The sequence below is a fragment of the Variovorax sp. RCC_210 genome, from assembly GCF_041355175.1.
Classification (GTDB): Bacteria; Pseudomonadota; Gammaproteobacteria; order Burkholderiales; family Burkholderiaceae_C; genus Variovorax.
The window spans coordinates 117,428-143,372 of record NZ_JBFUPJ010000006.1 but is presented as its reverse complement, the minus strand read 5'-3'; the positions used below and the strand labels follow the sequence as shown (position 1 = coordinate 143,372).

General features: G+C 69.0%; 25 protein-coding genes. 7 read left to right on the top strand and 18 right to left on the bottom strand.

Annotation, left to right across the window (positions count from 1 at the left end; translation table 11 throughout):
* Window positions 1–116 precede the first annotated feature (116 nt).
* The 6 genes from AB6807_RS19005 to cynR all read right to left on the bottom strand — a co-directional run bounded on the left by AB6807_RS19005 (window position 117) and on the right by cynR (window position 7,129).
* Entirely contained in the window at window positions 117–1,229 is a 1,113-nt protein-coding gene (locus tag AB6807_RS19005) for an acyltransferase (protein WP_116909799.1), read from the bottom strand.
* A gap of 65 nt (window positions 1,230–1,294) precedes the next feature.
* Window positions 1,295–2,257, bottom strand: coding sequence for a nitronate monooxygenase family protein (locus tag AB6807_RS19000; protein ID WP_286514569.1), 963 nt, complete (start codon window positions 2,255–2,257; stop codon window positions 1,295–1,297).
* A gap of 90 nt (window positions 2,258–2,347) precedes the next feature.
* Entirely contained in the window at window positions 2,348–4,138 is a 1,791-nt protein-coding gene (locus tag AB6807_RS18995; RefSeq protein WP_371085758.1) for an acyl-CoA dehydrogenase, read from the bottom strand.
* A gap of 74 nt (window positions 4,139–4,212) precedes the next feature.
* Window positions 4,213–5,145, bottom strand: coding sequence for an electron transfer flavoprotein subunit alpha/FixB family protein (locus AB6807_RS18990; RefSeq protein ID WP_371085757.1), 933 nt, complete (start codon window positions 5,143–5,145; stop codon window positions 4,213–4,215).
* A gap of 2 nt (window positions 5,146–5,147) precedes the next feature.
* On the bottom strand, window positions 5,148–5,897 hold the full coding sequence (locus AB6807_RS18985; protein ID WP_371085756.1) for an electron transfer flavoprotein subunit beta/FixA family protein: 750 nt from the start codon (window positions 5,895–5,897) through the stop codon (window positions 5,148–5,150).
* A 326-nt stretch (window positions 5,898–6,223) separates the two neighbouring features.
* Window positions 6,224–7,129: a transcriptional regulator CynR gene (gene cynR / locus AB6807_RS18980; protein WP_371085755.1), complete on the bottom strand. Its 906-nt coding sequence runs from the start codon at window positions 7,127–7,129 to the stop codon at window positions 6,224–6,226.
* A gap of 144 nt (window positions 7,130–7,273) precedes the next feature.
* On the opposite strand from cynR, the gene AB6807_RS18975 reads away from it, so the two are divergent.
* Window positions 7,274–7,924, top strand: a complete 651-nt coding sequence (locus AB6807_RS18975; RefSeq protein WP_371085754.1) for a carbonic anhydrase — start codon at window positions 7,274–7,276, stop codon at window positions 7,922–7,924.
* A gap of 14 nt (window positions 7,925–7,938) precedes the next feature.
* Here AB6807_RS18975 and AB6807_RS18970 read toward each other — a convergent pair whose 3' ends face one another.
* Together AB6807_RS18970 and AB6807_RS18965 are read right to left on the bottom strand one after the other, a co-directional pair.
* Window positions 7,939–9,999, bottom strand: coding sequence for a pyridoxamine 5'-phosphate oxidase family protein (locus AB6807_RS18970; protein WP_371085753.1), 2,061 nt, complete (start codon window positions 9,997–9,999; stop codon window positions 7,939–7,941).
* Between the two features lie 66 nt (window positions 10,000–10,065).
* On the bottom strand, window positions 10,066–10,677 hold the full coding sequence (locus AB6807_RS18965; protein WP_371085752.1) for a glutathione S-transferase family protein: 612 nt from the start codon (window positions 10,675–10,677) through the stop codon (window positions 10,066–10,068).
* Between the two features lie 170 nt (window positions 10,678–10,847).
* On the opposite strand from AB6807_RS18965, the gene AB6807_RS18960 reads away from it, so the two are divergent.
* A complete protein-coding gene (locus AB6807_RS18960) occupies window positions 10,848–11,747 on the top strand; it encodes a LysR family transcriptional regulator (protein WP_116909807.1) in 900 nt (299 codons plus the stop codon).
* Window positions 11,748–11,756: 9 nt separating this feature from the next.
* Here AB6807_RS18960 and AB6807_RS18955 read toward each other — a convergent pair whose 3' ends face one another.
* The 3 genes from AB6807_RS18955 to AB6807_RS18945 all read right to left on the bottom strand — a co-directional run bounded on the left by AB6807_RS18955 (window position 11,757) and on the right by AB6807_RS18945 (window position 14,408).
* On the bottom strand, window positions 11,757–11,969 hold the full coding sequence (locus AB6807_RS18955; RefSeq protein WP_371085751.1) for a hypothetical protein: 213 nt from the start codon (window positions 11,967–11,969) through the stop codon (window positions 11,757–11,759).
* A gap of 120 nt (window positions 11,970–12,089) precedes the next feature.
* Entirely contained in the window at window positions 12,090–13,385 is a 1,296-nt protein-coding gene (locus tag AB6807_RS18950) for a mechanosensitive ion channel family protein (protein WP_371085750.1), read from the bottom strand.
* Window positions 13,386–13,454: 69 nt separating this feature from the next.
* Complete coding sequence (locus AB6807_RS18945) at window positions 13,455–14,408, bottom strand: histone deacetylase family protein (protein ID WP_371085749.1); 954 nt, start codon at window positions 14,406–14,408, stop codon at window positions 13,455–13,457.
* 102 nt (window positions 14,409–14,510) lie between these two features.
* Between AB6807_RS18945 and AB6807_RS18940 the strand changes: the two genes are divergently transcribed.
* From AB6807_RS18940 to AB6807_RS18920, 5 genes are read left to right on the top strand one after another with little or no spacing between them, the layout of a single operon-like run.
* Window positions 14,511–15,431 (top strand): MoxR family ATPase, encoded by a 921-nt coding sequence (locus tag AB6807_RS18940; protein ID WP_116909810.1) that lies wholly within the window; start codon window positions 14,511–14,513, stop codon window positions 15,429–15,431.
* A 2-nt stretch (window positions 15,432–15,433) separates the two neighbouring features.
* Window positions 15,434–16,411, top strand: coding sequence for a DUF58 domain-containing protein (locus tag AB6807_RS18935; protein WP_116909811.1), 978 nt, complete (start codon window positions 15,434–15,436; stop codon window positions 16,409–16,411).
* Window positions 16,412–16,425: 14 nt separating this feature from the next.
* Complete coding sequence (locus tag AB6807_RS18930) at window positions 16,426–18,486, top strand: transglutaminaseTgpA domain-containing protein (RefSeq protein ID WP_371085748.1); 2,061 nt, start codon at window positions 16,426–16,428, stop codon at window positions 18,484–18,486.
* A 53-nt stretch (window positions 18,487–18,539) separates the two neighbouring features.
* Window positions 18,540–19,640 (top strand): lytic murein transglycosylase B, encoded by a 1,101-nt coding sequence (mltB, locus tag AB6807_RS18925; protein ID WP_286514540.1) that lies wholly within the window; start codon window positions 18,540–18,542, stop codon window positions 19,638–19,640.
* A 14-nt stretch (window positions 19,641–19,654) separates the two neighbouring features.
* Window positions 19,655–20,275, top strand: coding sequence for an N-methyl-D-aspartate receptor NMDAR2C subunit (locus AB6807_RS18920; protein WP_371085902.1), 621 nt, complete (start codon window positions 19,655–19,657; stop codon window positions 20,273–20,275).
* A gap of 36 nt (window positions 20,276–20,311) precedes the next feature.
* Here the strand turns inward: AB6807_RS18920 and AB6807_RS18915 are convergent, their stop codons facing one another.
* The 7 genes from AB6807_RS18915 to AB6807_RS18885 form a co-directional block, all read right to left on the bottom strand.
* A complete protein-coding gene (locus AB6807_RS18915) occupies window positions 20,312–20,815 on the bottom strand; it encodes a hypothetical protein (protein WP_371085747.1) in 504 nt (167 codons plus the stop codon).
* Entirely contained in the window at window positions 20,812–21,909 is a 1,098-nt protein-coding gene (locus tag AB6807_RS18910) for a beta-ketoacyl synthase N-terminal-like domain-containing protein (RefSeq protein ID WP_371085746.1), read from the bottom strand. Before AB6807_RS18910 ends, AB6807_RS18915 begins: the two co-directional genes overlap by 4 nt.
* Window positions 21,906–22,148, bottom strand: coding sequence for a phosphopantetheine-binding protein (locus tag AB6807_RS18905; protein WP_116910105.1), 243 nt, complete (start codon window positions 22,146–22,148; stop codon window positions 21,906–21,908). Before AB6807_RS18905 ends, AB6807_RS18910 begins: the two co-directional genes overlap by 4 nt.
* Window positions 22,149–22,186: 38 nt before the next feature.
* Window positions 22,187–23,344, bottom strand: a complete 1,158-nt coding sequence (locus AB6807_RS18900) for an ABC transporter permease (RefSeq protein ID WP_371085745.1) — start codon at window positions 23,342–23,344, stop codon at window positions 22,187–22,189.
* A gap of 9 nt (window positions 23,345–23,353) precedes the next feature.
* On the bottom strand, window positions 23,354–24,262 hold the full coding sequence (locus AB6807_RS18895) for an ABC transporter ATP-binding protein (RefSeq protein WP_371085744.1): 909 nt from the start codon (window positions 24,260–24,262) through the stop codon (window positions 23,354–23,356).
* Between the two features lie 310 nt (window positions 24,263–24,572).
* Window positions 24,573–25,553 (bottom strand): BtrH N-terminal domain-containing protein, encoded by a 981-nt coding sequence (locus tag AB6807_RS18890; RefSeq protein ID WP_371085743.1) that lies wholly within the window; start codon window positions 25,551–25,553, stop codon window positions 24,573–24,575.
* Entirely contained in the window at window positions 25,550–25,945 is a 396-nt protein-coding gene (locus tag AB6807_RS18885; RefSeq protein WP_371085742.1) for a hypothetical protein, read from the bottom strand. The genes AB6807_RS18890 and AB6807_RS18885 overlap by 4 nt, the downstream gene beginning before the upstream one ends.

The following is a 25,945-nucleotide window of genomic DNA, read 5'->3' as shown; positions in this document are numbered from 1 at the left end:
CGAAGACAACAGCGACTTTATGAGCCCGGAGACTGCGCGTCCCGGGGCTCTAAAGCAAGCAATTGAGAAAAATCAAGCCACGGCGTCAGGGCGTGGCGAGCAGGAACGCCGGGCGATTAGTGCGAAACGACTACGCCGCTGACCAGCAATGCAGCAAAAAGCGTGAACACGCCGCGCCACGACGCCGGGCGCGCCTCCACCCAGCGGTACAGCAGCGCGGCGGCCGCGATCGACAGCGCGAAGGTCGCCACCAGCCCCGCCGCGTCGAACCACGCGCCGTGCGGCCCGGCATTGGCCACCGCCGCGTTCATGGCGAGCAGCACCGGAAAGTGGATGAGGAACAGCGAGTACGACATGCGCCCCAGCCGTTGCAGCGGCACCGCCGCGGCCGGCCAGTGCGGCGGCGACAGCCAGTGCCGCCGTTGCGCCACGGCCAGCAGCAGGGCCGTGACCAGCGCGGTCGCGATGCGGCTGCGCCAGTCGATGGCCAGCGCGCCCGCACCCACCAGCCCCAGCAGCGCGATGGCGCTCTGCCAGGTGCTGAAGCGCGTGGCGCGGCCGATCCAGAACACCAGCATGCCGAGGCCGTAGGTGCCGAAGAAGTAGAAGGCCGTGTCGTCCAGCCCCGCGTTGCGGTTGAAGAGCGCCAGCGAGGCCACGGCCAGGCCGATGACCAATGCCACCGGCATCCAGCGCGCGCGCAGTGCCGCCGGCGCGGCGCCGCTCGTGCGCTGCAGCAAGGTCGGCAGGCCGACCAGCGCCAGTGCGAGCGCGAACAGCTGGAAGTCGATAGCCACGTACCAGACGCCGGTCGAGAGCGACTCGTAGCCCAGCAGGTCCTGCAGCAGCAGCCCGTGCGCAACCAGCTGCCCGAAGGTAGGCGATGCGGGCACCACCTCTTCGTCGAGCCACGGCCGCACCACCGCGGCCACCAGCACGCACACCGTGAGCGCGGCCAGGTACGGCATCACCAGCCGGCCGTAGCGCTGGAGAATGCGCGCCACCGGCCGCTCCACGCGCAGGGTGCCGTCGGGCGCGAGGCTGGCCGCCGCGAGAAAACCGGCGATCACCAGGAACACCTGCACCGCGAGGCGGCCCTGGTCGGACAGCCAGGCGAAGAAGTCGGGCGCGAGCGTGTACGCGCCGGCCGGCATCGGGCCGTAGCGCGAGAGGTGGTGCCCGACGATCACCGCGCAGGCGATGCCCTTGGCCGCGTCGAGCAGCGGCATGCGCCCCAGCGATGAAGACGGCGCGCCGGCAGGTTCAGCGGGTGCCGCGCCGTTCGCGATGGCGGTCAAAGCGCCAGCCGTTGCCTTGCCTGCTGGTATTCGCGCTTCAGCTTCTCGATGAAGGCGGCGGCGCTGGCCACTTCGGTGACGGCGCCAATGCCCTGGCCCGAGCCCCATATGTCTTTCCAGGCCTTGGCCTTGCTGCCGTCGCCGGTGGCGAAGTTCATGGTCTTCAGGTCGCCTTCGGGCAGGTTGGTCGGGTCCATGCCGGCGGCCACGATGCTGGGCGCGAGGTAGTTGCCGTGCACGCCGGTGAACAGGTTCGAGTACACGATGTCGTCGGAATTGCCGTCGACGATGGCCTGCTTGTAGTCGTCGCTCGCACGAGCTTCCTCGGTCGCGATGAACGCGGTGCCGATGTATGCGAAGTCGGCGCCCATGGCCTGCGCGGCGAGCACCGCGTCGCCGGTGGCGATGGAGCCCGACAGCGCCACCGGGCCGTCGAACCACTGGCGGATTTCCTGGATCAGCGCAAACGGGCTCTTCACGCCCGCGTGGCCGCCGGCACCGGCCGCCACGGCAACGATGCCGTCGGCACCCTTCTCGACGGCCTTCTGCGCGAACTTGTTGTTGATGATGTCGTGCAGCGTGACGCCGCCGTAGCTGTGCACCGCGTCGTTCACGTCGGTGCGCGCGCCCAGCGAGGTGATGACGATCGGCACCTTGTACTTCACGACCATCTCCATGTCGTGGTCGAGGCGGTCGTTGCTCTTGTGCACGATCTGGTTGATGGCGAAGGGCGCGGCGGGCTTGTCGGGGTTGGCCTTGTTGTACGCGGCCAGCTCCTCGGTGATCTCGATGAGCCACTCTTCCAGCTGCGCCGCGGGGCGCGCGTTGAGCGCCGGCATCGAGCCGACCACGCCGGCCTTGCATTGCGCGATCACGAGCTTGGGGGTGCTGATGATGAACAGCGGCGAGCCGATGATGGGCAGCGGCAGGTTCGCCAGTACGGGGGGCAGCTTGGACATGTTGTCTCCGGGAATGGGTTCGGTTTTATATGAGGGAAAAAAGCGGCGCGCCGCTGGCGCCCGTCGGATGGGCGACAGCGGCGCGCGGTGTCAGAACGCGTCGAGCGCCAGCGCCGTGACGCTCTCGGCGCCCTCGACGATGCTGTCGCGAATGCCCGGCACCTTGTTCAGGATGTGCTCCGCATAGAAGCGCGCGGTGGCGATCTTGGCCAGCATGAAATCGGTGTCGAAGCTGCGCGAGGCGAGGTCCTGCGCAATGATCAGCGAGCGCGCCAGCTGCCAGCCGGCCACCAGGTTGCCCGCGAGCATCAGGTAGGGCACGCTGCCCGAGAACACGGCGTTGGGCGAGGCCTTGGTCTGGCCGGCGACGAAGTCGACCACATCGATGAAGGCCAGGCGCGCGGCGGTCAACCGCTTGAGCACGGCGGCGGCCGCGGGCTGGTCGCTCTTGGCCAGTTCGGCCTCGGTCTTCTCGATCTGCGCAGCGATGGCCTTGGCCGTCTGGCCGCCGTCGCGCGCGGTCTTGCGGCCCACGAGGTCGTTGGCCTGGATGGCGGTGGTGCCTTCGTAGATCGTCAGGATCTTGGCGTCGCGGTAGTACTGCGCCGCGCCCGTCTCCTCGATGAAGCCCATGCCGCCGTGCACCTGCACGCCCAGCGAGGCCACCTCCAGGCTCATCTCGGTGCTGTAGCCCTTCACCAGCGGAACCATGAATTCGTAGAAGGCCTGGTTCTGCTTGCGCGCATCGGCGTCGGCGCTGTGGTGCGCGGCGTCGTAGGCGGCGGCGGCCACCGAGGCCATCGCGCGGCAGCCTTCGGTGTAGGCGCGCATGGTCATCAGCATGCGCTTGACGTCGGGGTGGTGAATGATGGGCGCGCTGGCGTTCATCGAACCGTCGACCGGGCGGCTCTGCACACGGTCTTTGGCGTAGGCCACGGCGTGCTGGTAGGCGCGCTCGGCAATCGCGATGCCCTGCATGCCCACCGCGTAGCGGGCGGAGTTCATCATGATGAACATGTACTCGAGGCCACGGTTCTCCTGGCCCACGAGATAGCCGACGGCACCGCCGTGGTCGCCGTACTGCAGCACGGCGGTGGGCGAAGCCTTGATGCCCATCTTGTGCTCGATGCTCACGCAGTGCACATCGTTGCGCTCGCCCAGCGCGCCGTCCTGGCCGACGATGAACTTCGGCACCACGAACAGGCTGATGCCCTTCACGCCCTCGGGCGCGCCGCTCACGCGGGCGAGCACGAGGTGCACGATGTTCTCGGCCATGTCGTGCTCACCGTAGGTGATGAAGATCTTGGTGCCGAACACCTTGTAGGTGCCATCGGGTTGCGGCTCGGCGCGCGTGCGCACCAGCGCCAGGTCGCTGCCGGCCTGCGGCTCGGTGAGGTTCATCGTGCCGGTCCATTGGCCGCTCACGAGTTTCTCGAGGTACACCGCCTTCAGTTCGTCGGAGCCGGCCGTGAGCAGCGCCTCGATGGCGCCGTCGCTCAGCAGCGGGCACAGCGCGAAGCTCATGTTGGCCGAGTTGAGCATCTCGCCGCAGGCCGCACCGATGGTCTTGGGCAGGCCCTGCCCGCCGAAGTCCGCCGGATGCTGCAGGCCCTGCCAGCCGCCCGACACGTACTGCGCAAAGGCGTCCTTGAAACCCGGCGTGGTGGTGACCACGCCGTCCTTGAAGGACGAGGGGTTGCGGTCGCCTTCGATGTTCAGCGGCGCCACCACGTCCTGGTTGAAACGCGCGCATTCCTCGAGCACGGCCTGCGCGGTTTCCAGGCCGGCGTCTTCGAAGCCCGGCAGCTTGGCGATCTCGCCGATGTTGGCCAGGTGCTCGATGTCGAACAGCATGTCCTTGAGGGGGGCGGTGTAGCTCATGTCATGTCTCCAGATACAGCGGATACGAAAAGGGCATCGCGAACGATGCCCTCTGGCTCATTGCGGCTAGACGCTCAGAGCGCTTTCACCAGTTCGGGCACGGCCACGAACAGGTCGGCGACGAGGCCGTAGTCGGCCACGCTGAAGATCGGTGCTTCTTCGTCCTTGTTGATCGCGACGATGACCTTCGAGTCCTTCATGCCGGCCAGATGCTGGATGGCGCCGGAAATGCCGGCTGCGATGTACAGCTGCGGCGCGACGATCTTGCCGGTCTGGCCGACTTGCCAGTCGTTCGGGGCGTAGCCTGCATCCACTGCGGCGCGGCTGGCGCCCAGGCCCGCGTTCAGCTTGTCGGCGAGAGGCGCCATCACTTCGGTGAATTTCTCTGCGCTACCCAGGGCACGGCCACCGGAGACGATGATCTTGGCTGCGGTCAGTTCGGGGCGTTCGCTCTTCGTGACTTCGCGGCCGACGAAGCTGCTCTTGCCGCTGTCTGCGACGCCTTCAGCGGTTTCGATTGCTGCGCTGCCACCGGTGGCTGCTGCTGCGTCGAAGCCGGTCGTGCGAACGGTGATCACCTTGGTGGCATCGCTGCTTTGCACGGTGGCGATGGCGTTACCAGCGTAGATCGGGCGCTCGAACGTATCCGGGCTGTCTACCTTGGTGATGTCGCTGATCTGGGCCACGTCGAGCTTGGCGGCAACGCGGGGCGCCACGTTCTTACCGTTGGCGGTCGAGGGGAACAGGATGTGGCTGTAGTTCGCTGCAATCGCCAGCACCTGGGCTGCGACGTTCTCGGCGAGGTTCTCTGCCAGGCTGGGGCTGTCTGCTGCGATGACCTTGGTCACGCCGGCGATCTGTGCTGCTGCCTTGGCGGCTTCTGCAGCGTTCGCGCCTGCGACGAGAACATGCACTTCACCGCCACAAGCGATGGCAGCGGTCACGGTGTTGAGCGTTGCCGGCTTGATGCTGGCGTGGTCGTGTTCGGCAATAACTAGTGCGGTCATGTTCAGATCACCTTCGCTTCGTTCTTCAGTTTGTCCACCAGCGCTGCAACGTCGGGCACCTTGATGCCGGCACCGCGCTTCGGTGGCTCCGCGACCTTCAGCGTTTTCAGGCGCGGCTTCACGTCCACGCCCAGGTCTTCGGGCTTGAAGGTGTCCAGCTGCTTCTTCTTGGCCTTCATGATGTTCGGCAGCGTCACGTAGCGCGGCTCGTTCAGGCGCAGGTCGGTCGTGATGACCGCGGGCAGCGTGAGGGTCAGCGTTTCCATGCCGCCGTCGACTTCGCGCGACACGGTGACCTTGTCAGCTGCGAGGTCGACCTTCGAGGCGAAGGTGGCTTGGGGCAAATCGGCCAGCGCAGCCAGCATCTGGCCAGTCTGGTTCGCGTCGTCATCGATGGCCTGCTTGCCGAGGATGATCAGCGACGGCTGTTCCTTGTCGACCAGCGCCTTCAGCAGCTTGGCGACGGCCAGCGGCTGCAGCTCTTCGGTGGTCTCGACCAGGATGCCGCGGTCCGCGCCGATGGCCATCGCGGTGCGCAGCGTTTCCTGGCACTTCGCGTCCCCGCAGGACACCGCGATCACTTCCGTGACCACGCCCTTTTCCTTCAGGCGAACCGCTTCTTCGACCGCAATCTCGTCGAACGGGTTCATGCTCATCTTCACGTTGGCAATGTCCACCCCGGTGCCGTCGCTCTTCACGCGCACTTTGACGTTGTAGTCGACGACCCGTTTGACAGGTACAAGAACCTTCATTGACTTGACTCCATTGGATTGCAAAAAGGGGGCTTTTGAGGGCAACCGGTCATTCTAGGACGCGACCTTTGCAGCCTCTGCATTCTTCGTCTCGGCAATTGGCGCCAATAAAAAGAACGATCGTGCTTTTTCACGATTATAAAACAGCGTTAACCGCCTCGGCGAGACCCGGCGGTAAAGATATTGGCACATCCTCGTTTCCCTCTGGCGGGACTTGGGTGCAGCACCAAGAATCTCTATCGAACGCGTGGAACCGTTTGCCCTTTTCGATGGCGCTTTCAATGGCCTTCTTGTGACATTCCGAGCGGCCGCCGAGCCTCGTTTTGTTACTTCTTCCGACCGCTCGGCAAGCCATGCCACCTGCCCTCCAAAGCCATGGCCGCAAAGGCCCGCGCCGCAGCGCTGCGGTAGGCGTCTCTGCGCTGCAGCAAGGCGATGGCGCGCGACGGCATCGCGGGCCTGAGCTTGATCGGCACCAGGTCGCTGTGCCCCTGCGTGACAGCCATTGGCAAGAGCGTGGCGAGCCGCCCGCGCCGCACGATCTCGACCGCCGCGCCCACCGAATTGGTCTCCACCGCAATGCGCGGCGAAATGCCGTGCGCCGCCCAGTAGCGGTCTACATGCCTGCGCGTCGCGAAGCTCTCGTTCAACAGCACCAGCTGAAGCGCTTCGAAGGCGGCGCTCGCCAGGGGCGCGGCACGGCCCGCCAACGGATGCGCCTCGCCGACCACCAGCGCCAGGCTCTCCTCGAACATCACCTGCCGCTCGATGTCCGGCGAGCGCACGTCGTCGAACGCGATGCCGAGGTCGAGCGCGTCGTCGTTCAGCAGCACCTCCATGCGCTCCTGCGGCATCTCCTCGATGCGCAGCGTGATCGCCGGATAGCGCGCGTTGAACGCGTCGACCAGCGGCCCGATCAGGTAGGTGGTGAACGTGGGCGCCATCGCCAGGCGCAGCGATCCACGCGTGAGCGCGTGCACGTCGTGCAGCGCGCGCCGGCCGGCCTCGAGGTTCTGCAGCGCGAGCCGGGCGTATTGCATGTAGGCCTCGCCGGCTTCGGTCAGCCGCACCGCGCGGCCGGAGCGGTCGAGCAGCTGCACGTCCAGCGTGTCTTCGAGCTGCCTGATCTGCTGTGACAGCGTGGGCTGCGACACGTGCAGCGCCTCCGCCGCGCGCGTGAAGTTCGCGTGCTCGGCCACGGCGAGAAAGTAGCGGATGTGCCTCAGGAGCATGGCGACGGACGAGATGACGGACCGGGAAGACAGGAAACAGGTATTGGCATGGCCTATCGATCAGATCAGAAATTGGTCTTGGACGCTATGCCTGAAACACGCGATCCTCACCCCATCGACTCACACACCATGCAGGAGCAGGCCATGCGCGACATCATCGAAGGCGTTCTCAGGTTCCAGCGCGACGCCTATCCCGCGCGCGCCGGGCTGTTCCGCGAACTGGCCGGCGGACAGCACCCGGGCACGCTGTTCATCGCCTGCTCCGACAGCCGCGTGGTGCCCGAGCTGCTCACGCAGCGCGAGCCTGGCGAGCTCTTCGTGATCCGCAATGCGGGCAACATCGTGCCGCCCTACGGTGCGGGCGCCGATGGCGTTGCGGCGACGGTGGAATACGCCGTCACGGCATTGGGCGTTTCGGATGTCGTGGTTTGCGGCCACTCCGACTGCGGCGCCATGACTGCCGTGGCCGGCTGCCAGTGCCTGGCGCACATGCCCGCCGTGGGCCACTGGCTGCGCCATGCCGCGCCGGCGCCGCGCCTGCATGCCCATGCGACGACGCGCGAGCGCATCGACGCCACGGTGCGCGAGAACGTGATCGCACAGATCGCCAACCTGCGCACCCACCCGTGCGTGGCGACGGCGCTGCAAGCCGGCCGGCTCGCGCTGCATGGCTGGGTCTACGACATCGAGACGGGTGCCATCGATGCGCTGCAAGGCGATACGCGCTGCTTCGTGTCGTTGGCGGACCATCCTGGCGTATGTGCCACCCCGTCGCTACTGGACCTGGCGGCCTGATCGCGTGCCGGGCGTCAAATCGCCAGGTGCAGGGCCTGCTTCGACGCCTGCGACGGCACCGCGCAGCAGATCAGCGCCTCGCCCTCCTGCACGGGAAACGACGGCTGCGCCGCGTAGGTCACCTCGCCTTCGAGCACCCGCGCCTTGCAGGTGCCGCAGCTGCCACCCCGGCAGCCGAACGCCGGCGACAGGCCGCGCGCCTCGGCCACGTCGAGCAGCGACCCGTCGCCCGGGTTCCAGCGGCCTTCCTTGCCCGATTCCGTGAACACGACACGCACCGGCTCGGTCGCCACAGGCGGCAACGCCGCCACCTCCGCGCCTGCGGAAGAACGGCGCAGGGACGACGGCCCGAAGGTCTCCGCGTGGATGCGCGCATCCGCCACGTTCAGCGCGCGCAGTCCGTCGTAGGTCGCCTGCATGAACGCGGCAGGGCCGCAGAGGTAGAAGTCGTGGTCGTCGAAGGGCAGCGTCGCCTTCAGCAGCGCCATGTCGATGCGGCCTTCCTTGTCGTAGTCGCGCCCCTGCACCGCGGCCCCGGGCTGGCTCAGCGTGCGAACCCACCGCACGCCGCCCTTGCCCGCCTCCACCAGCGCCGCGATCTCTTCGTCGAAGGGGCGCTCCTCGCGCGTGCGCGCTGAATGAAAGAGCCAGGCAGGCCTGAGCGTTCGGGTGCGCTTTCCCTCGTGCACCAGGTGGCGCAACATGGCCAGCAGCGGCGTGATGCCGATGCCCGCGGCGAGCAGCACCGCCGGCCTTCTCTCGGCGGCGTCCACGGTGAAGCCGCCGGCCGGCGCGCGCACCTCGAGCAGGTCGCCTTCGCTCAGCGCGTGCAGGTGGCGCGAGGCGCGGCCCTCTTTCTTCACGCTGATGCGGTATTGCCCGTCCGACGGCGCCATCGACAGCGTGTAGGTGCGGCTGAACACCTGCGCGTCGTCCAGCGTCATGCGCACCGGCAGGTGCTGGCCCGCCAGTGGGGGAATCAGGGCCACGCCGTCCGTCGGCGTGAGGTACAGCGAACGCACGGTGCTGCTTTCTTCCACCACGCGCGCCACGCGAAACGTCCGCCAGCGCTGCGCGAGCGCGGCGGCGGCCAGGCGCTCGGCGGCGTCTTTCCAGCTGCCGGTCATCTCCAGGTTGGGCGACCAACCGCCTGCTTCCATGCGCCAGCGCAGCGGCAGGCCTTCTGGCCGGTGCACCACCTGGCGCGCGGTGAAGGTCCACAGGCGCTCGGCACCTTCGAAGGCGGCGATCTCGGGCGAATCGAGCACGACCTGCGCGTCGCCGGTCATCTGCAGCATGTCGCCGGTTTCGGAATCGATGAAGAGCAGGCCCGTCTTCGGGTTGACGTGGATGTTGCCCAGCGTCATGAAGAACAGGTTGCCCGAGAAGTCGGGAATGGTGAGCACGCCGTCGTCGCCCACGCGCACGAAGCCGGGCTTGCCGCCGCGGTGCGACACGTCGACCTGCCGGGTGCCGTCTTCGCGCGCGATGTAGGAGGCGACGTAGAACGTGTCGGCGCGCGCGATCATGTCGCGGGCGCGCGCATCGAGCGCGCCCAGGCGCACCACCGGCAGCGCCGACGGCAGCGCGGCGTCACGCGCAAAGCTGAAGCTGCGGTTCTGTATGTAGCGCGGGCAGTTGCCGAAGCTCTGCGTCACGTCGATGTCGAACGCACGGCTGCCGGTGCGGCGGATGTGGCCGTTCAGCCGGTTGCGCCGGCGCGTCATGAGGTCCACGCCGAGCAGGCCGATCGCGTCGCCGTCTTCCATGCCGGCTTCCGCCGGATCGCTCGCGTCGCGCAGCGCGGCCACGCTCAGCGTGGCCGCGTCGGGCGATTGCAGAAAGCCGGGTTCGCCCGCGCGCACCGTCGCCCACGCGTCGCCCTGCGCATCGACCGCCCCTAGCGCGACGAAATGCAGCAGCGGATAGAAGCTGCGGTGCTGGTCGAGCAGGAAGTTGCGCACGTACAGCCGGCCGGGCCGGTCCATGTGCTGGACCACGCCGATGCTCTGCTGGATCGCGAGTTCGCCCGCGTGCCACGGCGAATCGGAAGGGGCGTTGGCCGAAGGGGTCATGGTGCTGTGCTTCGCAAGCGGGGATAAGCGGGGCGAGGGAACGAGGGAACCGCGGCCTTCAGGCGTTCACCCAGCGAGGCCGACCGGCGTCCGGCGGAACTCCACGAAGCCAGGCAGCGCCTCGATGCGCGCGAGCCACGCGCGCACCTTCGGGTAGGCCTGCAGGTCGACGTTGCCCTCGGGCGCGCGGGCGATGTAGCTGTAAAGCGCAACGTCCGCGACGGTGGGCAACGCGGCGGCGATGAAGTCGCGGCTGGAGAGTTCCGCTTCGACCACGGCGAGCAGCGCATGGGCGCGCGTGATGACTTCTTCAGGCCTGAACGGTGCGCCGAACACGGTGACGAGCCGCGCCGCGGCGGGCCCGTAGGCGACCTGCCCCGCGGCGACGCTCAGCCACTTCTGCACCGCGGCGGCGGCGACCGGTGTCTCGGGCAGCCAGTCGCCCAGCCCGAGCTTCTTCGACAGGTAGACCAGGATGGCGTTCGAGTCGGTCACGATGGTTCCGTCGTCGTCCAGCACCGGCACCTGGCCGAAGGCATTCAGCGCGAGGAATTCGGGCTTCTTGTGCGCGCCGGTGCTCAGGTCGACTTCGACCAGGTCGTGCCCGGCGCCGATGAGGCCGAGAAACAGGCGCACTCGGTGCGAGTGGCCGGACAGGGGGTGGTAGTAGAGCTTCATGAGTGATTCCTTTGGAGGGGTGGACCATGTGGAGCCGGAGGGGTCCACGCAGCGAGCACCGATGGTCCGCTTTCAGGCGCGCCTCTAGAATCCCCGCCGGTCGCAAGTCACCCTTGCAAAAACGTCAATAAACCCCCGCGACCCCGGCACACGAAGAGGCACACACAAAGATGGATCGGCTCCAGGCCATGGCGGTGTTTGTCACGGTGGTCGACACCGGCGGGTTCGCCTCGGCCGCGCGGCGGCTGAACGTGTCGCCCTCGGTGGTCACGCGCGCGGTGGGCGAGCTCGAAGCGCACCTGGGCGCGCGCCTGCTCACGCGCACCACGCGCTTCGTGCGCGTCACCGAGGCGGGCACGCACTACGCCGAGCGCTGCCGCCGCATCCTGGCGGATGTCGAAGAGGCCGACAGCACGGCGGCGGGTGCGCATGCGGTGCCGCGCGGCCAGCTCACCGTGACCGCATCCGTGAACTTCGGGCGCATGTACGTGGCGCCCATTGCGCGTGCCTACCTGATGCAATACCCGAAGGTGGACATCAACTGCTGGTTCATGGACCGCATGGTGAACCTCGTGGACGAAGGCGTGGACGTGGCCATCCGCATCGGCGAGCTGCCCGACTCCTCGCTGCAGGCGGTGCGCGTGGGCCGCGTGCGCCAGGTGCTGTGCGCCTCGCCGGCGTACCTGGAGCGCCACGGCACGCCCGCGCGGCCCGAAGAGCTGACGCAGCATGTGCAGATTGCCGCCACCGGCATCACACCGACCAATGAATGGCGCTTTCGCGACGGCGCCAGGCCCGTGCTGGTGCGCCTGCAGCCGCGGCTCGCGACCACGACCAACGAGGCCGCCGCCGAAGCCGCGTCGGCGGGGCTGGGCATCACGCGCCTGCCGCTCTACCAGATCGCGCAGGCGGTGAAAGAGGGAACGCTGGCGCTGGTGCTCGAGGACTTCGAGCGGCCCGCGGTGCCCATCCACGTGGTGCACCGCGAAGGCCGGCACGCCACGCACAAGGTGCGCGCCTTTCTCGACATGGCGGTCGATGCGTTGCGCAACGACGCCGACCTGCAGTAGCGCGCGGCGTCAGGACGCGGGTGGCCTTGCCCACGCGGGCGCAGGCGTCGTCACCCTGATGTTCGACCACATGTCCGCGAGACGGCGCAGCAGCGAGCAGCTCGGCGCTGCCGGGGCTGCCGGGGCTGCGTGAGCTTCATGGGCTGCGGACTGGGCGCGCAGCCACACCTCGTCGCCGCCGATGTCGGCGGGAAACTCGTCGTAGAAAGGAGATGGCAGCATGCTTCGGCTCCAGGGTTGTGACCTGGGTCGAATGTGCGGCGGCGGGCGGTCTTCGGGAATCCGCGTGGGCGGCAATTCACTCCTGCAGCCACCGCAATGCTGCGCGGGGCTGTTGGTGGGCTACTGGCCCGACGGCGCCTGCACAGACGCTTCCACCGGCACCGCGCCCGCAGGCAGCGACTCCACCCGCACCACGCGCTGCGGGTACGGAATGTCGATGCCCGCGCCGCGCAGCCCGTCGAGGATGGCGATGTTGATCGCCGAGCGCAGGTTGTCCTTGCCCTTGTCGGGGTCGGCCACCCAGAAGTTCAGCGTGAACTCCAGCCCGTCGGGCGCGAAGTTCATCAGGAACGCCACGGGCGCCGGGTCGCTCATCACGCGCGCCTGCGCCTTGGCGGCCTCGCACAAGATGCCTTGCACCTGCGCCACGTCGCTGTCGTAGCCGACCACCACGGTGGTCGCGATGTTGAACTTGCGGTCGGCCAGCGACAGGTTTTCCACCCGGCTGGTGATGAGCGATTCGTTCGGCACGATGGCCTCGCGCCCGTTGCCCGCGCGAATGAGGGTGTAGCGCGTCTTGATGTCGGTGATGCGGCCTTCGAAGGTGTCGACCTTCACGTTGTCGCCGATGCGGATCGACCGCTCGAGCAGGATGACAAAGCCGCTCACGTAGTTGGCCGCCAGCTTCTGCAGCCCGAAGCCCAGGCCCACGCCCAGCGCGCCGCCCAGCACCGACAACGCCGTCAGGTCCACGCCCACGGCCGACAGCGCGAACAGCAGGCCCACCAGCAGCAGGAAGGCACGCACCGCGTTCGACGCCACCTTGCGCATCGACAGGTCGGTGACGGCCTCGCGCAGGATGCGCTTCTCGATGGTGCTGGCGATCCACAGCGCAATCACCATCACCAGGCCGGCCGACAGCACGCCCTGGAAAATGGTCTGCAGGCTCACGCGCGTCTTGCCGAAAGCCAGCGTGATGTCATCCAGCTCGGCCAGCACCGGCGGCAGCAGCCCGACGATCCACAGCACCGCCGCGATCCACGCCAGCCACGAGATGGTGCGCTCCAGCAGCCGCACGAGGTTGGACGCCGGGAACACCGCGCGCAGCACCCGCGCAAAGAGCCTGATGACCGCCAGCGACAAGAACACCGACACCGCGATGCGCAGCACCAGCACCGTCTGGAAGTCGATCACCACGCGCCGCGCCACCTCGGTGAGCACCAGCGCCAGCAGCGGGAACAGCACGCCGTCGAAGGTGCGTTCGCCGAACCAGATGGAGTCCTTGGGCTGGTCGCGCCCGAACCATTTGCACAGGGCCCAGGCCGCGGCCACGCAGGCCACCAGCGCAACCAGTTCGATGCCGAGGCCGCGGGCGTCGACCTGGGCGAGGCGTTGGGTGAAGTCGTTGAAATTCATCTCTTGCGAATGGTCAAAGCGCTGGAGCGTGGCGCCGCGCGCGCCGGCCGTAGGCAGCCCCCGCGCAGGCTAAAGATCGGCCAGCACGCGGATGTGGGCTTCCACGCTGCGCGCCAGGGCGTCGAGGTTGTAGCCGCCTTCCAGCATGGAAACGATGCGACCCTTGGCATGGCGCCTGGCCACGTCGTGCACGCGCCCGGTGATCCAGGCGAAGTCGTTCTCGTTGAGCCCGAGCTGGCCCAGGTCGTCTTCGCGGTGGGCGTCGAAGCCGGCGCTGATGAACACCATCTGCGGCTTGAATTCCTCGAGCCGCGGCATCCACACCGCCTCGATCATCTCGCGCACGTCCATGCCCCGGGTGTAGGCCGGAATGGGCATGTTCAGCATGTTGGGCGCGGGGTGGTCGGTGCCGCTGTACGGATAGAACGGGTGCTGGAAGAAGCCGACCATCAGCACGCGCGGGTCGTTCGAGAGGATGTTCTCGGTGCCGTTGCCGTGGTGCACGTCGAAGTCGACGATGGCCACGCGCTCCAGGCCGTGCACCTCGATGGCGTGGCGCGCGGCAATGGCCACGTTGTTGAAGAAGCAGAAGCCCATGGCCTGCTCCCGGCAGGCGTGGTGGCCGGGAGGGCGCACGGAGCAGAAGGCGTTTTCCAGCTCGCCGGCCATCACGGCGTCGGTCGCGGCAATGGCGGCGCCGGCGGCGCGGCGCGCGGCCAGCAGGGTGAAGCGGGTGAGCACGGTGTCGGGGTCGACCTGTGCATGGTCGGGGCCGCCGGCGGGCTCGTCGGCCACCAGGCGCTGGTGCAGGGCCTCGAGGTTTTCCACATGGGCCGCGCTGTGCGCCCGGGTGATCTGGGGCAGGGTGGCCAGCGGCACGTCGCGGTGGTCGAGGGCATCGCCCACGCCGGTGAGCAGCAGGCGGTCTTCGATGGCATCGAGCCGGCCGGGGCACTCGGGGTGCCCCTCGCCCATGTCGTGCTTCCAGAAGTCGCGGTGTGTGAAGTAGCCTGTCTTGCCCATGTGTCTATCGTCACGTGCCCATGTGTCTCTATCGCCACGCCTAGACCTCACGCAGCATGGGGCTGGCAAGTCTTACGGTATCGTTTGCATATGGATACAAATATGGACGTTGCTGCAAAGCTAGCCACATTGCTAAACCAGCTTAACACGGTGATCGTGGGCAAGGAGGCCCAGGTTCGCGACTGCGTGGCCTGCCTGCTGGCCGGCGGCCACCTGCTGATCGAGGACGTGCCGGGCGTGGGCAAGACCACGCTGGCGCACGCGCTTTCGCACACCTTCGGGCTGCAGTTTTCGCGCGTGCAGTTCACCGCCGACCTGATGCCGGGCGACCTGTCGGGCGTGGCCATCTACGACCGGGCGCAGCAGGCCTTCGTGTTCCACCCCGGCCCGATATTCGCGCAGGTGCTGCTGGCCGACGAAATCAACCGCGCCAGCCCCAAGACACAAAGCGCGCTGCTCGAGGCCATGGAAGAAAAGCAGGTCACGGTCGAAGGCGAGACCCGCCCGCTGCCCACGCCCTTCTTCGTGATCGCCACGCAGAACCCGCAGGACCAGCTCGGCACCTTCGCGCTGCCGGAGTCGCAGCTCGACCGCTTCCTGATGCGCATCTCGCTGGGCTACCCCGACCGCGCCGCCGAGCGCCAGCTGCTGGCCGGCGCCGACCGCCGGGAGATGCTGTCCACCCTGCCCGCCTTGCTGACCGCCGGCGAGCTGACCGCGCTGCAGCAGCGCGTGCAGCAGGTGCACGCGGCCGACGCGCTGCTGAACTACGTGCAGGACCTGATCGCCGCCACCCGCTCGGGCCGCTGGTTTCTGCAGGGCCTGTCGCCGCGCGCCGGCATCGCGGTGCTGCGCGCGGCCAAGGCCCAGGCACTGCTGGCCAACCGCAACTACGTGGCGCCCGACGACGTGCAGGCCGTGCTGCCCCAAACCATTGCCCACCGCCTCACGCCCGTGGGCGATGCCGGGCGCGGCGCGGTCGAGCAGGTGCGCGCCATGATCGCGGCGGTGCCCTTGCCGTGAGCATGGCCGGCGCCCTGCGCTCGCGCATCGACGGCTGGTTCCTGTCGCGGCGTGCGCCGTCGGACACGCTGGAGCTCACGCAGCGCAACGTCTACATCGTGCCCACGCGGGCCGGCTGGACGCTGGCGGCCACGCTGCTGGTGCTGCTGATCGCGTCGATCAACTACCAGCTCAACCTGGGCTACCTGCTGACCTTCCTGCTCGCGGGCAGCGTGGCCGTGGGCATGCACGTGTGCCACGGCACGCTGCGCGGGCTGGCGATGCACATGGTGGCGCCCGAGGCGCACTACGCGGGCGCGGCGGCGGTGTTTCGCGTGGTGCTGCACAACACGCGGCGCAGCGTGCGCTACGGCATCGGCATGGCCGTGCGCGGCAGCGGCCAGTGGGCCTGGACCGACGTGCCGGCCGAAGGCACGTCGACCGTGGAAATCGCCTTCAAGCCCGAGCGCCGGGGCCTGCACCCCGTGCCGCCGCTCACGGCGGAAACCCGCTTTCCGCTCGGCACCTTCCGCGTGTGGACCGTGTGGCGGCCGGCCGCGCAGATGCTGGTGTACCCCACGCCCGAGGCGCACCCGCCGCCGCTGCCGCCGGGCGAGCCGCTGACCGGCGCGGCCGCCGTGTCCGCCGCGCAGCGCTCGCACAGCGCCGGCGAATACGACGGCGTGCGTGCCTACCGGCGCGGCGATCCGCTGAAGCTGGTGGTGTGGAAGAAAGCCGCGCGCGCGCAGGCCGCCGGCTCCGAAGACCTGGTGAGCCGCGACACCCAGCAGACGCAGCGCGAAGAACTCTGGCTCGACGCCCAGCACACCGGGGTCGCGGCGACAGAGACCGAGGCCCGCATCTCGCGCCTGTGCGCCTGGGTGCTGATGGCCGACCGGCTGGGCGTGGACTACGGCGTGCGCGTGGCGGGCCGGGTGGTGAAGCCCTCGCAGGGCGAAGCGCACCGGCGCGCCTGCCTCGAGGCGCTGGCCCTGTGCTGAAGAAAGCCTGACCCATGAACAAGCTCATGACCCGGCTGGCCGCCCTGCCACGCGACGCGCGGGACACGCTCTTCCTGCTCGCGGTCATCGCGCTGGTCGTGCTGCCGCAGGTGGAGAACCTGCCGTGGTGGTGCAGCGCCATCACGGCGATGGTGCTGGTGTGGCGCGGCATGCTCGCCGTGCAGGCGCGGCCCTTGCCGAGCAAGTGGTGGCGCATCGCGCTGCTGGCGATGACGCTGGGCGCCACCTACGCCACGCACCGCACTTTGCTGGGCCGCGACGCGGGCGTGACGCTGGTCGTGATCCTGCTCGCGCTGAAGACGCTGGAGTTGCGCGCGCGGCGCGACGCCTTCGTCATCTTCTTCCTGAGCTTCTTCGCGATGCTCACGAACTTCTTCTACTCGCAGTCGCTGCTCACCGCGCTCACCATGTTGCTGGCGCTGCTGGGCCTGCTCACGGCGCTGGTCAACGCGCACATGCCGGTGGGCCGCCCGCCGCTGATGCAGGCCGCGCGCACTGCCGGGTGGATGGCGCTGGCGGGTGCGCCCATCATGCTGGCGCTGTTCATGCTGTTCCCGCGGCTGGCGCCGCTGTGGGGCACGCCGGGCGATGCGATGGCGGGGCGCACGGGGCTGTCGAACACCATGCGCGTGGGCACCATCGCCGAGCTGGCGCTCGACGAGAGCATTGCCGCGCGCATCCGGTTCGAGAACGACAAGGCGCCGCCGCAGAGCCAGCTGTACTTCCGCGGCCCGGTGCTCGCGCAGTTCGACGGCCGCGAATGGACCGCGCTGCCCCTGTGGGCCCGCGGTGCTCAAAGCGGCCAGGGCGCCTCCAACCTGCGCGTGAGCGGCGAGCCGGTGCGCTACGAGGTCACGCTCGAACCCAGCAACCGCCCCCTGCTGCTGACGCTCGACGTGGCGCAGAAGGCGCCCGTGGCGCCGGGGCTGGAAGTGACTGGCACCTCCGACATGCAGTGGTTCGCCAACCGGCCGCTGAACGACCTGGTGCGCTACCGCGCCGAGAGCTACACCCAGTTCCAGAGCGGCCCGCTCAAGCGCACCGCCGGCCAGTTGCAGGCCTACCTGGCGCTGCCGCCCGACACCAACCCGCGCACCGCCGCGCTGGCCGCCGAGATGCGCGCCGACCCCGCGCTGGCCCCGCTCAGTCCGCAGGCCGACACGCAGGCCTTCGTGCAGGCCGCGCTGCGCCGCCTGCGCACCGGCGGCTACACCTACACGCTGGAGCCCGGCGTGTACGGCAACGACACCGCCGACGAGTTCTGGTTCGACCGCAAGGAAGGCTTCTGCGAGCACATCGCCTCGGCCTTCGTGGTGCTGATGCGCAACCTGGGCGTGCCGGCGCGTATCGTCACCGGCTACCAGGGCGGCGAGTTCAACGGCATCGACAAGTACTGGGTGGTGCGCCAGAGCGACGCCCACGCGTGGGCCGAGGTGTGGCAGGAAGGCACGGGCTGGACGCGGGTGGACCCGACGGCCTCGGTGGCGCCGGGGCGCATCGGGCAGTCGCAGCGCCTGGTCCAGCAGCCCGGCCTGTTCGCCGGCGCCATCGGCGCCATGAGCCCCACGCTGGCGCAGAACATCCGCGCCGCCTGGGAGGCCGTGAACAACGGCTGGAACCAGTGGGTGCTCAACTACACGCAGAGCCGCCAGCTCAACCTGCTGAAGAACATCGGCTTCGACGCGCCCAGCCTCGAGGACCTGGCCTATGTGCTGCTCTATCTGCTGGTGGGTGCGAGCCTGGCCGGCGCCGCCTGGACGCTGTGGGAGCGCACCCGCCACGACCCCTGGCTGCGCCTGCTCGGCCAGGCGCGCGCGCGGCTCGCCAAGGCGGGCCTCGCGCTGCCCGAGACCGCCCCGCCGCGCCAGATGGCGCAGGCGGCCGACGCCCGCTTCGGCCCGGCCGCGCGACCGGTGCGCGACTGGCTGCTGAAGCTCGAGGCGCAGCGCTACGCCCCGTCCGGGTCTCCGGGGCCCTCCGTACCGGCATCGCTCGCCACCCTGCGATCGGAGTTCCGCCGCCTCGCATGGCCCGGCGCGAACTCGCGCGGCTGAAACCGCATGTGTCGATGAAAGGCCTTCGCGCGCCCGGGCGGCACAATCGTGCCATGCGATTTTTTCTCCCTACGCCGTCCCGCGCCGCCGCGGCAGCCGCCCTTCTTGCCGCCTGCTGCGCCTGGTCCCCGGCAGCAGTCGCACAGAAGTCTTCCAACGGCCGCCCGGCCGGCGTCACCCCGGTGAAGGGCAGCACGCCCTACGCCACGCGCGAGGACGCCATGCAGTTCGCCGACGAAGTGGCCGAGCGCCGCGGCCTGGACCGCAACTGGGTGCGCGCCACCATCGGCAGCGCGCGCTTCCTGCCCAACGTGCCGCGGCTGATGCTGCCGGGCCCGGTCGGCACGGTGAAGAACTGGCAGACCTACCGCAGCCGCTTCATCGACCCCGTGCGCATCGCGGCCGGCGTGCGCTTCTGGCGCGCCAATGCCGACACCCTGGCGCGCGCCGAGCAGGTGTACGGCGTGCCGCCGGAAATCGTCGTCGGCATCATCGGCGTGGAAACCATCTACGGTCGCAACATGGGCAGCTTCCGGGTGATCGACGCGCTGGCCACGCTGTCGTTCGACTTCCCCGACGGCCACCCGCGCGCCGCCGAGCGCCAGGCCTTCTTCCGCGGCGAGCTTGAAAGCTTCCTGAGCACCGAGAGCCGCACCGCCGACGACCCGCTCACGCCGCTGGGCAGCTACGCAGGCGCCATGGGCATGCCGCAGTTCATGCCCAGCAGCATGGCCAAGTACGCGGTCGATTTCGACGGCGACGGCCGCATCGACCTGGTCAACAACCCGGCCGACGTGATCGGCTCGGTCGCCAACTACTTCAAGGGCTTCGGCTGGAAGCCCGGCATGCCGGCCATCTACCCGGTGCACTTCGACGAGGCACGGCTGCAGAAGGCGCTGCTGCTGGCGCCCGACATCCTGCCGACCTTCAGCGCCGACAGCTTCGTGGCCGCGGGCGCGGTGCCCGAGGGCGAAGGCATTCGCCACAAGGGCCTGCTCGCGCTGATCGAGCTGCAGAACGGCGCCGACGCACCGCCGAGCTACGTGGCCGGCACGCGCAACTTCTACGTGATCACGCGCTACAACTGGAGCAGCTACTACGCCATGTCGGTGCTCGACCTCGGACAAGAGGTCAAGGCCGCGATGGAGCAGTGAGAACGACAAGCGCCATGACGCCCGATGCATTGCGCGCTAACTGGCACCAGGCCTGGCAGGCGCTGGGTGTCGCCGCGCCGGACGACGCGCTGTGCAGCGAGCTGCAGCGCCGCTACGCCGAGCCCCAGCGCCACTACCACACGATGCAGCACCTGGGCGAATGCCTCGGCTGGTTCGAGCGCGAGAAGGCGCTGGCCGAACACCCCGGCGAAGTGGCGCTCGCGCTGTGGTTCCATGATGCGGTGTACGACGTGCACGCACACGACAACGAAGCACGCAGCGCCCACTGGGCACGCGAGGCCTTGCGCACGGCGGGTGCCGGCGAGGCCGCGGCCAAACGGGTGCATGCGCTGGTGATGGCCACCTGCCACGACGCGGTGCCCGAAGGCCGCGATGCGGAACTGCTGATCGATATCGACCTGTCGATCCTCGGCGCCGAGCGTGCGCGCTTCGACGAGTACGAGCGCCAGGTCGGCGAGGAATACGGCTTCGTTCCGGCGGCGGTGCGGCTGCCGCGGCGGCGCGCGATTCTCCAGCGCTTTCTGGACCGCGACGCCATCTACGCCACGCCGCGCATGCACGCGCTGCTCGAGGCACGGGCGCGCGCCAACCTGCAGCGGTCGATCGCGGGCTGAGGCCGCGCCCCACACGCCGCGTTCAGTCGAGCATCGTCAGGCGGGCACCAGCCGCCACCATTCGGTCCGCGGCGCTGCGCCCTCGCGCGGCTCTTCCACCACGCCGAACAGCAAGCCCTCGCGCGAGGCGCCCAGCTTCGCAAGCTGCAGCAGCCGCTGCGCATCGCGGCACAGCATGAAGCTCGCATCGCCCTGCCAATCGAGGCAGCGGCCCACTTCGGCCAGCATCAGCGCGGGCTGGCTCTGCATGAAGGTGAAGGGCATCGGCAGGCCCGCGTCGAGCTGCGCCAGCCCCGCGTGCGTGGCGTCCCACGCGCCGCGCAGGCTCGCCACGCGCATGCGCGCGCCGACGGGCAATGCGACTTCGCCGGCCGCGTCGACGCAGCAGCGCGCGCCATGCATCGCCAGCTCGGTCCACAGGCCGACGCGGCGCGGCCTGCGGCCCAGGCGCTGCGCCAGCGCATCGCGCCAGTCCGCCGGCGGCGGATCGGCCACGAAGTGCCCGACGGTGCGCCAGCCGCTCAATGCATCGGGTGTCATGCGGTGCAGTCCTTCAGCACCAGCGACGCGTGCCCGCCACCGAACCCCACGACGTTCAACAGCATGTGACGCAGCCTGCGCGGCGCCTGTGCGCTCAGTGCGATGCCCAGCGTGTCATCGAGGGGGTAGTCCACCGCCGGCCAAACGCCGCCCTCGATGCATCCGACCAGCAAGGCCAGCTCCGCCGCGCCGGCCGCGCCCAGCGTGTGGCCGATGGCCGACTTCAGCGACACGAGCGGCGGCAGCGGGTCGAACACCTGCTTCAACGCCTCGACCTCGATGGCGTCGTTCACCGGGCTGCCCGCGGCCTGCACCTTGACGAGATCGATGTCAGCGGGCCGCAGGCCGCCCTGCGCCAAGGCCTCGCGGCACATGGCCCGCACGGCGCTGCCCTCGGTGCCCGAGGGGTTGCGGCCGTCGACCACGTTCGCGCCGCCCAGCACCTGCCAGCGCGCCGGTTGCGAGCGCAGGCGCAACGCGGCCACCGCCTCGCCGAGCACCAGGCCCTTGCGCTGCGCGCCGAAGGGCTGCGCGCGGTCGGGCGCCAGCAGTTGCATGGCGCCGAAGCCGGCGACGGTGAAGCGGTTGTCCATCTCGGCACCGATGACCAGGGCTTCTTCGGCACCGCCGCCACGAACCAGGTCGGCCGCCGCCAGCACGGCGTTGAGCGCCGAGGTGCAGGCCGTGGACACGGTGAACACCGGCCCCTGCCAGTCGAGCGCCGTCGCCACCACGTCCGCGAAATCCTGCAGGTCGCCGTCCAGCCGTTGCGACTGCGGCAGCTGCTCCATGCCGCCGATGTCGAGCGACGAAGACGCGACGAACAGCGGCGCGGTGCGCGCGCCCCAGTCGCCGGTTTGCGCGACCACGTGGCGCAGCGTGCGGCGCACGCGCCGGGTCCAGTCGCCTTGCCGGCCTTCTTCACCGTGTTGCCCTTCGTCGCGCGCCAGCTTGTAGACCGGCCAGTGCACGCCCTCGGCAACCTTCACCGGCGTGGGCGGCACGCCGCCGCGTCGCAGCGCGGCCAGCACGGCGGGCATGTCGTCGCCCAGCACGCAGGCCAGGCCCATGCCGGCGAGGAACACCGCTGTCATGCTTTTCCGGCAAGCGCCAGGTGCTGTGCCAGGTGTTCCGCAAGGTGCGCGACGGAGCTCAGCGCCCGGCGCGTTTCCTTGCTGTCTGGCATGCGCAGGCCGAAGCGCTGCTGGATCGTCATGGACACCTGCAGCGCATCGAGCGAATCGAGGTCGAGCCGGGCCTCGGGGCCGAACAGCGGCTCGTCGTCGCCCAGGCCGCCGGGGGGCGCATCCTTCTCGACTGCTTCGAGCACCATGGCCTTGAGGCTGGCGATGAATTCGGGGGTGACTGTGCTCACGGTGTGCGCCTGCGAAACAAGAAAACGGCCAGCAAGAACATCAGCGCCGCAAAGCCGACCAGCCGGGCAACCTGCGGCATCGCATCGGCCACGCCGCCGCCGCGCAGCAGCACGGTCAGCAGGGCCTCGAGCCCCCAGTTCATCGGCGACACCTCGACCAGCCGCTGCATGAACCCGGGCATGACGAACTTGGGAACCATGATGCCGCCCGCCGCGGCCATCAGCACATTGACCATCGGTCCGATGGTGGCGGCCTGCGCATGGCTGCGCACCAGGCAGGCCAGCGCGAGCGACAGGCTCACCGCCGCCAGGCTGACGGCCGCGAGCGACAGCAGCAGCGCGCCCCAGTGGATGCCCGCGAGCGAGAGCGCGTCGCCGCCCACGAGCGGCATGAACCAGATGCCGGCGGCCAGCATGAACACGGCCTGCAGCGCGTTCACGCCCAGGTAGGGCAAGGCCTTCGACGCCAGCAGCGTGGTGCGCGACACGCCCAGGCTCTGCAACCGGCCCAGCGCGCCCGAGCTGCGCTCCTGCACGAACAGGCTCGACAGCGAGGCCACCACGAAGAACATGCCGAACACCAGCCACGCGGGCACGTTCTGCTGCACCGAGGTCGGCCGCGGGCCGGCGGTGGAAAAGCGCTCGGCGTTCACCATCGCCTGGATCGACGCATCGGGCGCGGGGCTGGCCGTGCCGGGCACCGCCAGCGCAAGCCGCGCCTTGAGCTCGCCCGACGCGCCGACGAGCTCGGCGCGCAGCGCGTTGAACAGGTTGGCGTCGATGCCGGGCTCGGTCAGCAGGCGGATGCGCGCCTGCGTCGACAGCGCGGCCGATTCCAGTTCCTCGGACAGGCCCGGCTCCATCACGATCACGTACTTGAGCGAGCCGTTGCGCAGGCGCGCCTGCCAGTCGGCGCCCAGCGGCTGGGGCGCGCCGTGGTTGCGCTGCCAGAGCTGCAGCAGCCACTGCGCGGGCGTGGCGCTGTCGCGCATGTCGACGGCGTAGTTCAGCTCGGCCAGCGGCGGGCGGTAGATGTCCTTCAGCGTGAGCGACATCAGCACGATGAACACCATGGGCATGAAGAACAGCGCGGCCAGGCCGTGCATGTCGCGCACGAGGGCGAGCAGTTCCTTCTTGATGAGCGCGAGGAGCATGGGGTGCGTTCAGTCGCGCAGCGAGCGGTGGGTGAGCGTCATGAAGAGCTGCTCGAGGTCGTGGCGGCCGAACTCGGCGTGGCGCACCTCGATGCCGGCGGCTTCGAGCGCGGCCAGCACGGAAGCGGGCCCGTTGCCGGCGCTCAGGTGCACGCGCCAGTGCGTACCGGCTTGCTCCACCGTGCCGAAGGGCGAGAGCATCAGCGCATCGAGCCCGTCGGCGGCCAGGGTGAGCAACATGGCGCTTTTCGAAAGCAGTTCGTCGAGCGCGCCTTCGCGCAGCACCTGGCCGTGGTCGAGGATGGCGACGCGGTCGGCGATGGCCTCGATTTCTTCCATGTAGTGCGACGCATAGATCACGGCCGCGCCCTGTTGCGCCAGGCTCTTGATGGCGTCGAGGATGAACGCGCGCGACTGCGGATCGACGCCCACGGTGGGTTCGTCGAACAGCATCAGCTCGGGCTCGGGCAGCAGCGCGATGGCAAGGTTGAGCCGCCGCTTGAGGCCACCGGAAAGTCTTTCGGCGCGCACGCTGGAGAACTGTTCCAGTTGCGCGAACTGCGTGCAGGCCGTGATGCGCTGCTTCTTGCGCGCGCCCGACAGACCGCCTGCCGAGGCGAACACCGCGAGGTTCTCCGCCACGGTGAGCATCGGATAGAACGCGTGCTCCTGCGGCGCGACGGCGATGCGCGTCGGTGTCTTCGCACGTACCTGCTGCAGCGGTTTTTTGTCGATGAGTATCTGTCCCGACTGCACCGCGAGCGCGCCGGACAGGTGCGAGATCAGTGTCGTCTTGCCTGCACCGTTGGGGCCGAGCAGGCCCATCACGCAGCCTCTGGGAACTTCGAGCGACACGTCGTCGAGTGCGGGTGCCTGTGCTTGCGGGTAGCGGTAGCTGAGGTTCTTCAGTTCCAGCATCTGGCTCCCGCTTTTTGTTCTCCGGCGTCTGCAGGCCGCCGTTCGGGGCGTGTGAACGGGCCGCCGGGTACTTCCCTTCGCGAATGTCCCCCGGGGCTGCGCCCCTCCTCCTTTATTTCGCTGCGGGAAGCACCCGACGCCCTGTTCAGCTGGGCACGCAGCGGGTGATCTGCGATCAACGACTGCATTGCCCAACGATCACGACGGCGGGGTGTCCCTTTTCGAGAAATAAAGGAGGAGGCCGAAGGCCGGGGGACATTCGAGAAAAGGGATACCCCGTCGGCGTGATCGCACCCTGAATGACTTGCCATCAAGCAACCGCAGCCTTGAGATCGCGAAAGAAGCGCTCTTCCTCCTGCGCCTGCTCCCGCAGCTTGCCCGCCAGCGCGACCGGGTCGACCGCTTCGCGCCCCTTCACCATGCGCGCGGCCTTCAGCGCGAAGGCGCGCCAGCCATCGCCGATGGCGATGAGGCGCTCCGACATCTGTTGCAGCTGCGGCTTGTCAAGCAGCTGCGCGGCCTCTTGCAGGAAGCCCGCGTAGATGAAGCGAAAGCCCGCGCCGCCCGTGCCGATTTCTTCCTGCATGCGCACCACGTGGCCGATGAAGTCGACGCTGCGCGGGTCGGTGGGCGACAGCTTCTGCATGCGCCTGGCCAGCGTGTGCATGCCGCGCACGCCCACGATGGGAATGGGCGCGAGCATGTTGCGCACGGTCTTGCGGATGGCCTTGGTGACCGAGGCCGCATCCACCGTCTTGCGGTCGATGGCCTGGGGGTAGTACATGAGGCCCTTGGGCGCGAGCACGCCCTTGGCGAAGCGGGCGCGGGCCAGGTCGGCGCTGGCGCATCGCACGGGCTCCTCGAACACAGGGTCGCTGATGAGGTAGTCGTCGCCCTCCTTGCCGTACACCAGCAGGTTGTGCGCGTTGAAGTGAAAGCGCATGTTCGGCGGAAAGTACGGCAGCCAGTAGACCGAGGTCTGCAGGCCCACCAGCTTGCCGTCGGCCAGCAGCGCGTCCAGCCGTTGCTGGCCGGCTTCGGGGCTGCGAAAGGTCTCGAAGCGAAAGCGCGCGGCCATCGGCGCCAGCAGGCCCTTGATGATGGCCTTGGGCGGCATGCGGTATGAAATGAGCGGCAGGCCCGACAGCTTGATGAACGGCAGGTACGCGAACGAAATGGCGGACGACAGGCCCAGCGCCATGCTCTCGCTCATCGGCGCGCCATGGTGGCGCATGAGGCTGGAGATGACGCCGCTTTCGCAGTGCGCCGCCTGTTGGTGTTGAAACTTCACGGCAAGCCCTGCAAGGTGGAAACGCTCAGGCCCAGCGCGTCGCCGTAGCGCGCGAGCTGGGCCGGCGACAGCGCGGCGAAATGCCGCGGTTGCAAATGGCGGCGCACGCGCCACTGCCAGAAACCGCTGGTCTGCGAGAGCAGCGCCACGTCCATGCGGCGCTCGTACATCCAGTATTCCAGCGGCGATGCCAGCCCCGCCTTCACACGCAGCCTGGCGGCCTGCGCCTGCCCGACCAGCAGGTCGACCGCGTGGCTGGTGACGATTTCTTCCGCCTCCCAGCCGCGCGAGGTGGTGGTGACCACGCGGCCCTGCGCGTCGCGGGCGTACATCAGCTTCGAATGACCGGCCAGGGTGGCATTGCCTTCCTGCGGCACCGCGTCGAGATCCAT

What these genes read in the sequence shown, in the direction of transcription:
- AB6807_RS19005 (WP_116909799.1), bottom strand. Translation starts at nt 1,229, where the DNA reads ATGCCGCTGCTCGACGCGGCCAAGGGCATCGCCTGCGCGGTGATCGTC.
- AB6807_RS19000 (WP_286514569.1), bottom strand. Translation starts at nt 2,257, where the DNA reads ATGTCCAAGCTGCCCCCCGTACTGGCGAACCTGCCGCTGCCCATCATC.
- AB6807_RS18995 (WP_371085758.1), bottom strand. Translation starts at nt 4,138, where the DNA reads ATGAGCTACACCGCCCCCCTCAAGGACATGCTGTTCGACATCGAGCAC.
- AB6807_RS18990 (WP_371085757.1), bottom strand. Translation starts at nt 5,145, where the DNA reads ATGACCGCACTAGTTATTGCCGAACACGACCACGCCAGCATCAAGCCG.
- AB6807_RS18985 (WP_371085756.1), bottom strand. Translation starts at nt 5,897, where the DNA reads ATGAAGGTTCTTGTACCTGTCAAACGGGTCGTCGACTACAACGTCAAA.
- cynR (WP_371085755.1), bottom strand. Translation starts at nt 7,129, where the DNA reads ATGCTCCTGAGGCACATCCGCTACTTTCTCGCCGTGGCCGAGCACGCG.
- AB6807_RS18975 (WP_371085754.1), top strand. Translation starts at nt 7,274, where the DNA reads ATGCGCGACATCATCGAAGGCGTTCTCAGGTTCCAGCGCGACGCCTAT.
- AB6807_RS18970 (WP_371085753.1), bottom strand. Translation starts at nt 9,999, where the DNA reads ATGACCCCTTCGGCCAACGCCCCTTCCGATTCGCCGTGGCACGCGGGC.
- AB6807_RS18965 (WP_371085752.1), bottom strand. Translation starts at nt 10,677, where the DNA reads ATGAAGCTCTACTACCACCCCCTGTCCGGCCACTCGCACCGAGTGCGC.
- AB6807_RS18960 (WP_116909807.1), top strand. Translation starts at nt 10,848, where the DNA reads ATGGATCGGCTCCAGGCCATGGCGGTGTTTGTCACGGTGGTCGACACC.
- AB6807_RS18955 (WP_371085751.1), bottom strand. Translation starts at nt 11,969, where the DNA reads ATGCTGCCATCTCCTTTCTACGACGAGTTTCCCGCCGACATCGGCGGC.
- AB6807_RS18950 (WP_371085750.1), bottom strand. Translation starts at nt 13,385, where the DNA reads ATGAATTTCAACGACTTCACCCAACGCCTCGCCCAGGTCGACGCCCGC.
- AB6807_RS18945 (WP_371085749.1), bottom strand. Translation starts at nt 14,408, where the DNA reads ATGGGCAAGACAGGCTACTTCACACACCGCGACTTCTGGAAGCACGAC.
- AB6807_RS18940 (WP_116909810.1), top strand. Translation starts at nt 14,511, where the DNA reads ATGGACGTTGCTGCAAAGCTAGCCACATTGCTAAACCAGCTTAACACG.
- AB6807_RS18935 (WP_116909811.1), top strand. Translation starts at nt 15,434, where the DNA reads ATGGCCGGCGCCCTGCGCTCGCGCATCGACGGCTGGTTCCTGTCGCGG.
- AB6807_RS18930 (WP_371085748.1), top strand. Translation starts at nt 16,426, where the DNA reads ATGAACAAGCTCATGACCCGGCTGGCCGCCCTGCCACGCGACGCGCGG.
- mltB (WP_286514540.1), top strand. Translation starts at nt 18,540, where the DNA reads ATGCGATTTTTTCTCCCTACGCCGTCCCGCGCCGCCGCGGCAGCCGCC.
- AB6807_RS18920 (WP_371085902.1), top strand. Translation starts at nt 19,655, where the DNA reads ATGACGCCCGATGCATTGCGCGCTAACTGGCACCAGGCCTGGCAGGCG.
- AB6807_RS18915 (WP_371085747.1), bottom strand. Translation starts at nt 20,815, where the DNA reads ATGACACCCGATGCATTGAGCGGCTGGCGCACCGTCGGGCACTTCGTG.
- AB6807_RS18910 (WP_371085746.1), bottom strand. Translation starts at nt 21,909, where the DNA reads ATGACAGCGGTGTTCCTCGCCGGCATGGGCCTGGCCTGCGTGCTGGGC.
- AB6807_RS18905 (WP_116910105.1), bottom strand. Translation starts at nt 22,148, where the DNA reads ATGGTGCTCGAAGCAGTCGAGAAGGATGCGCCCCCCGGCGGCCTGGGC.
- AB6807_RS18900 (WP_371085745.1), bottom strand. Translation starts at nt 23,344, where the DNA reads ATGCTCCTCGCGCTCATCAAGAAGGAACTGCTCGCCCTCGTGCGCGAC.
- AB6807_RS18895 (WP_371085744.1), bottom strand. Translation starts at nt 24,262, where the DNA reads ATGCTGGAACTGAAGAACCTCAGCTACCGCTACCCGCAAGCACAGGCA.
- AB6807_RS18885 (WP_371085742.1), bottom strand. Translation starts at nt 25,945, where the DNA reads ATGGATCTCGACGCGGTGCCGCAGGAAGGCAATGCCACCCTGGCCGGT.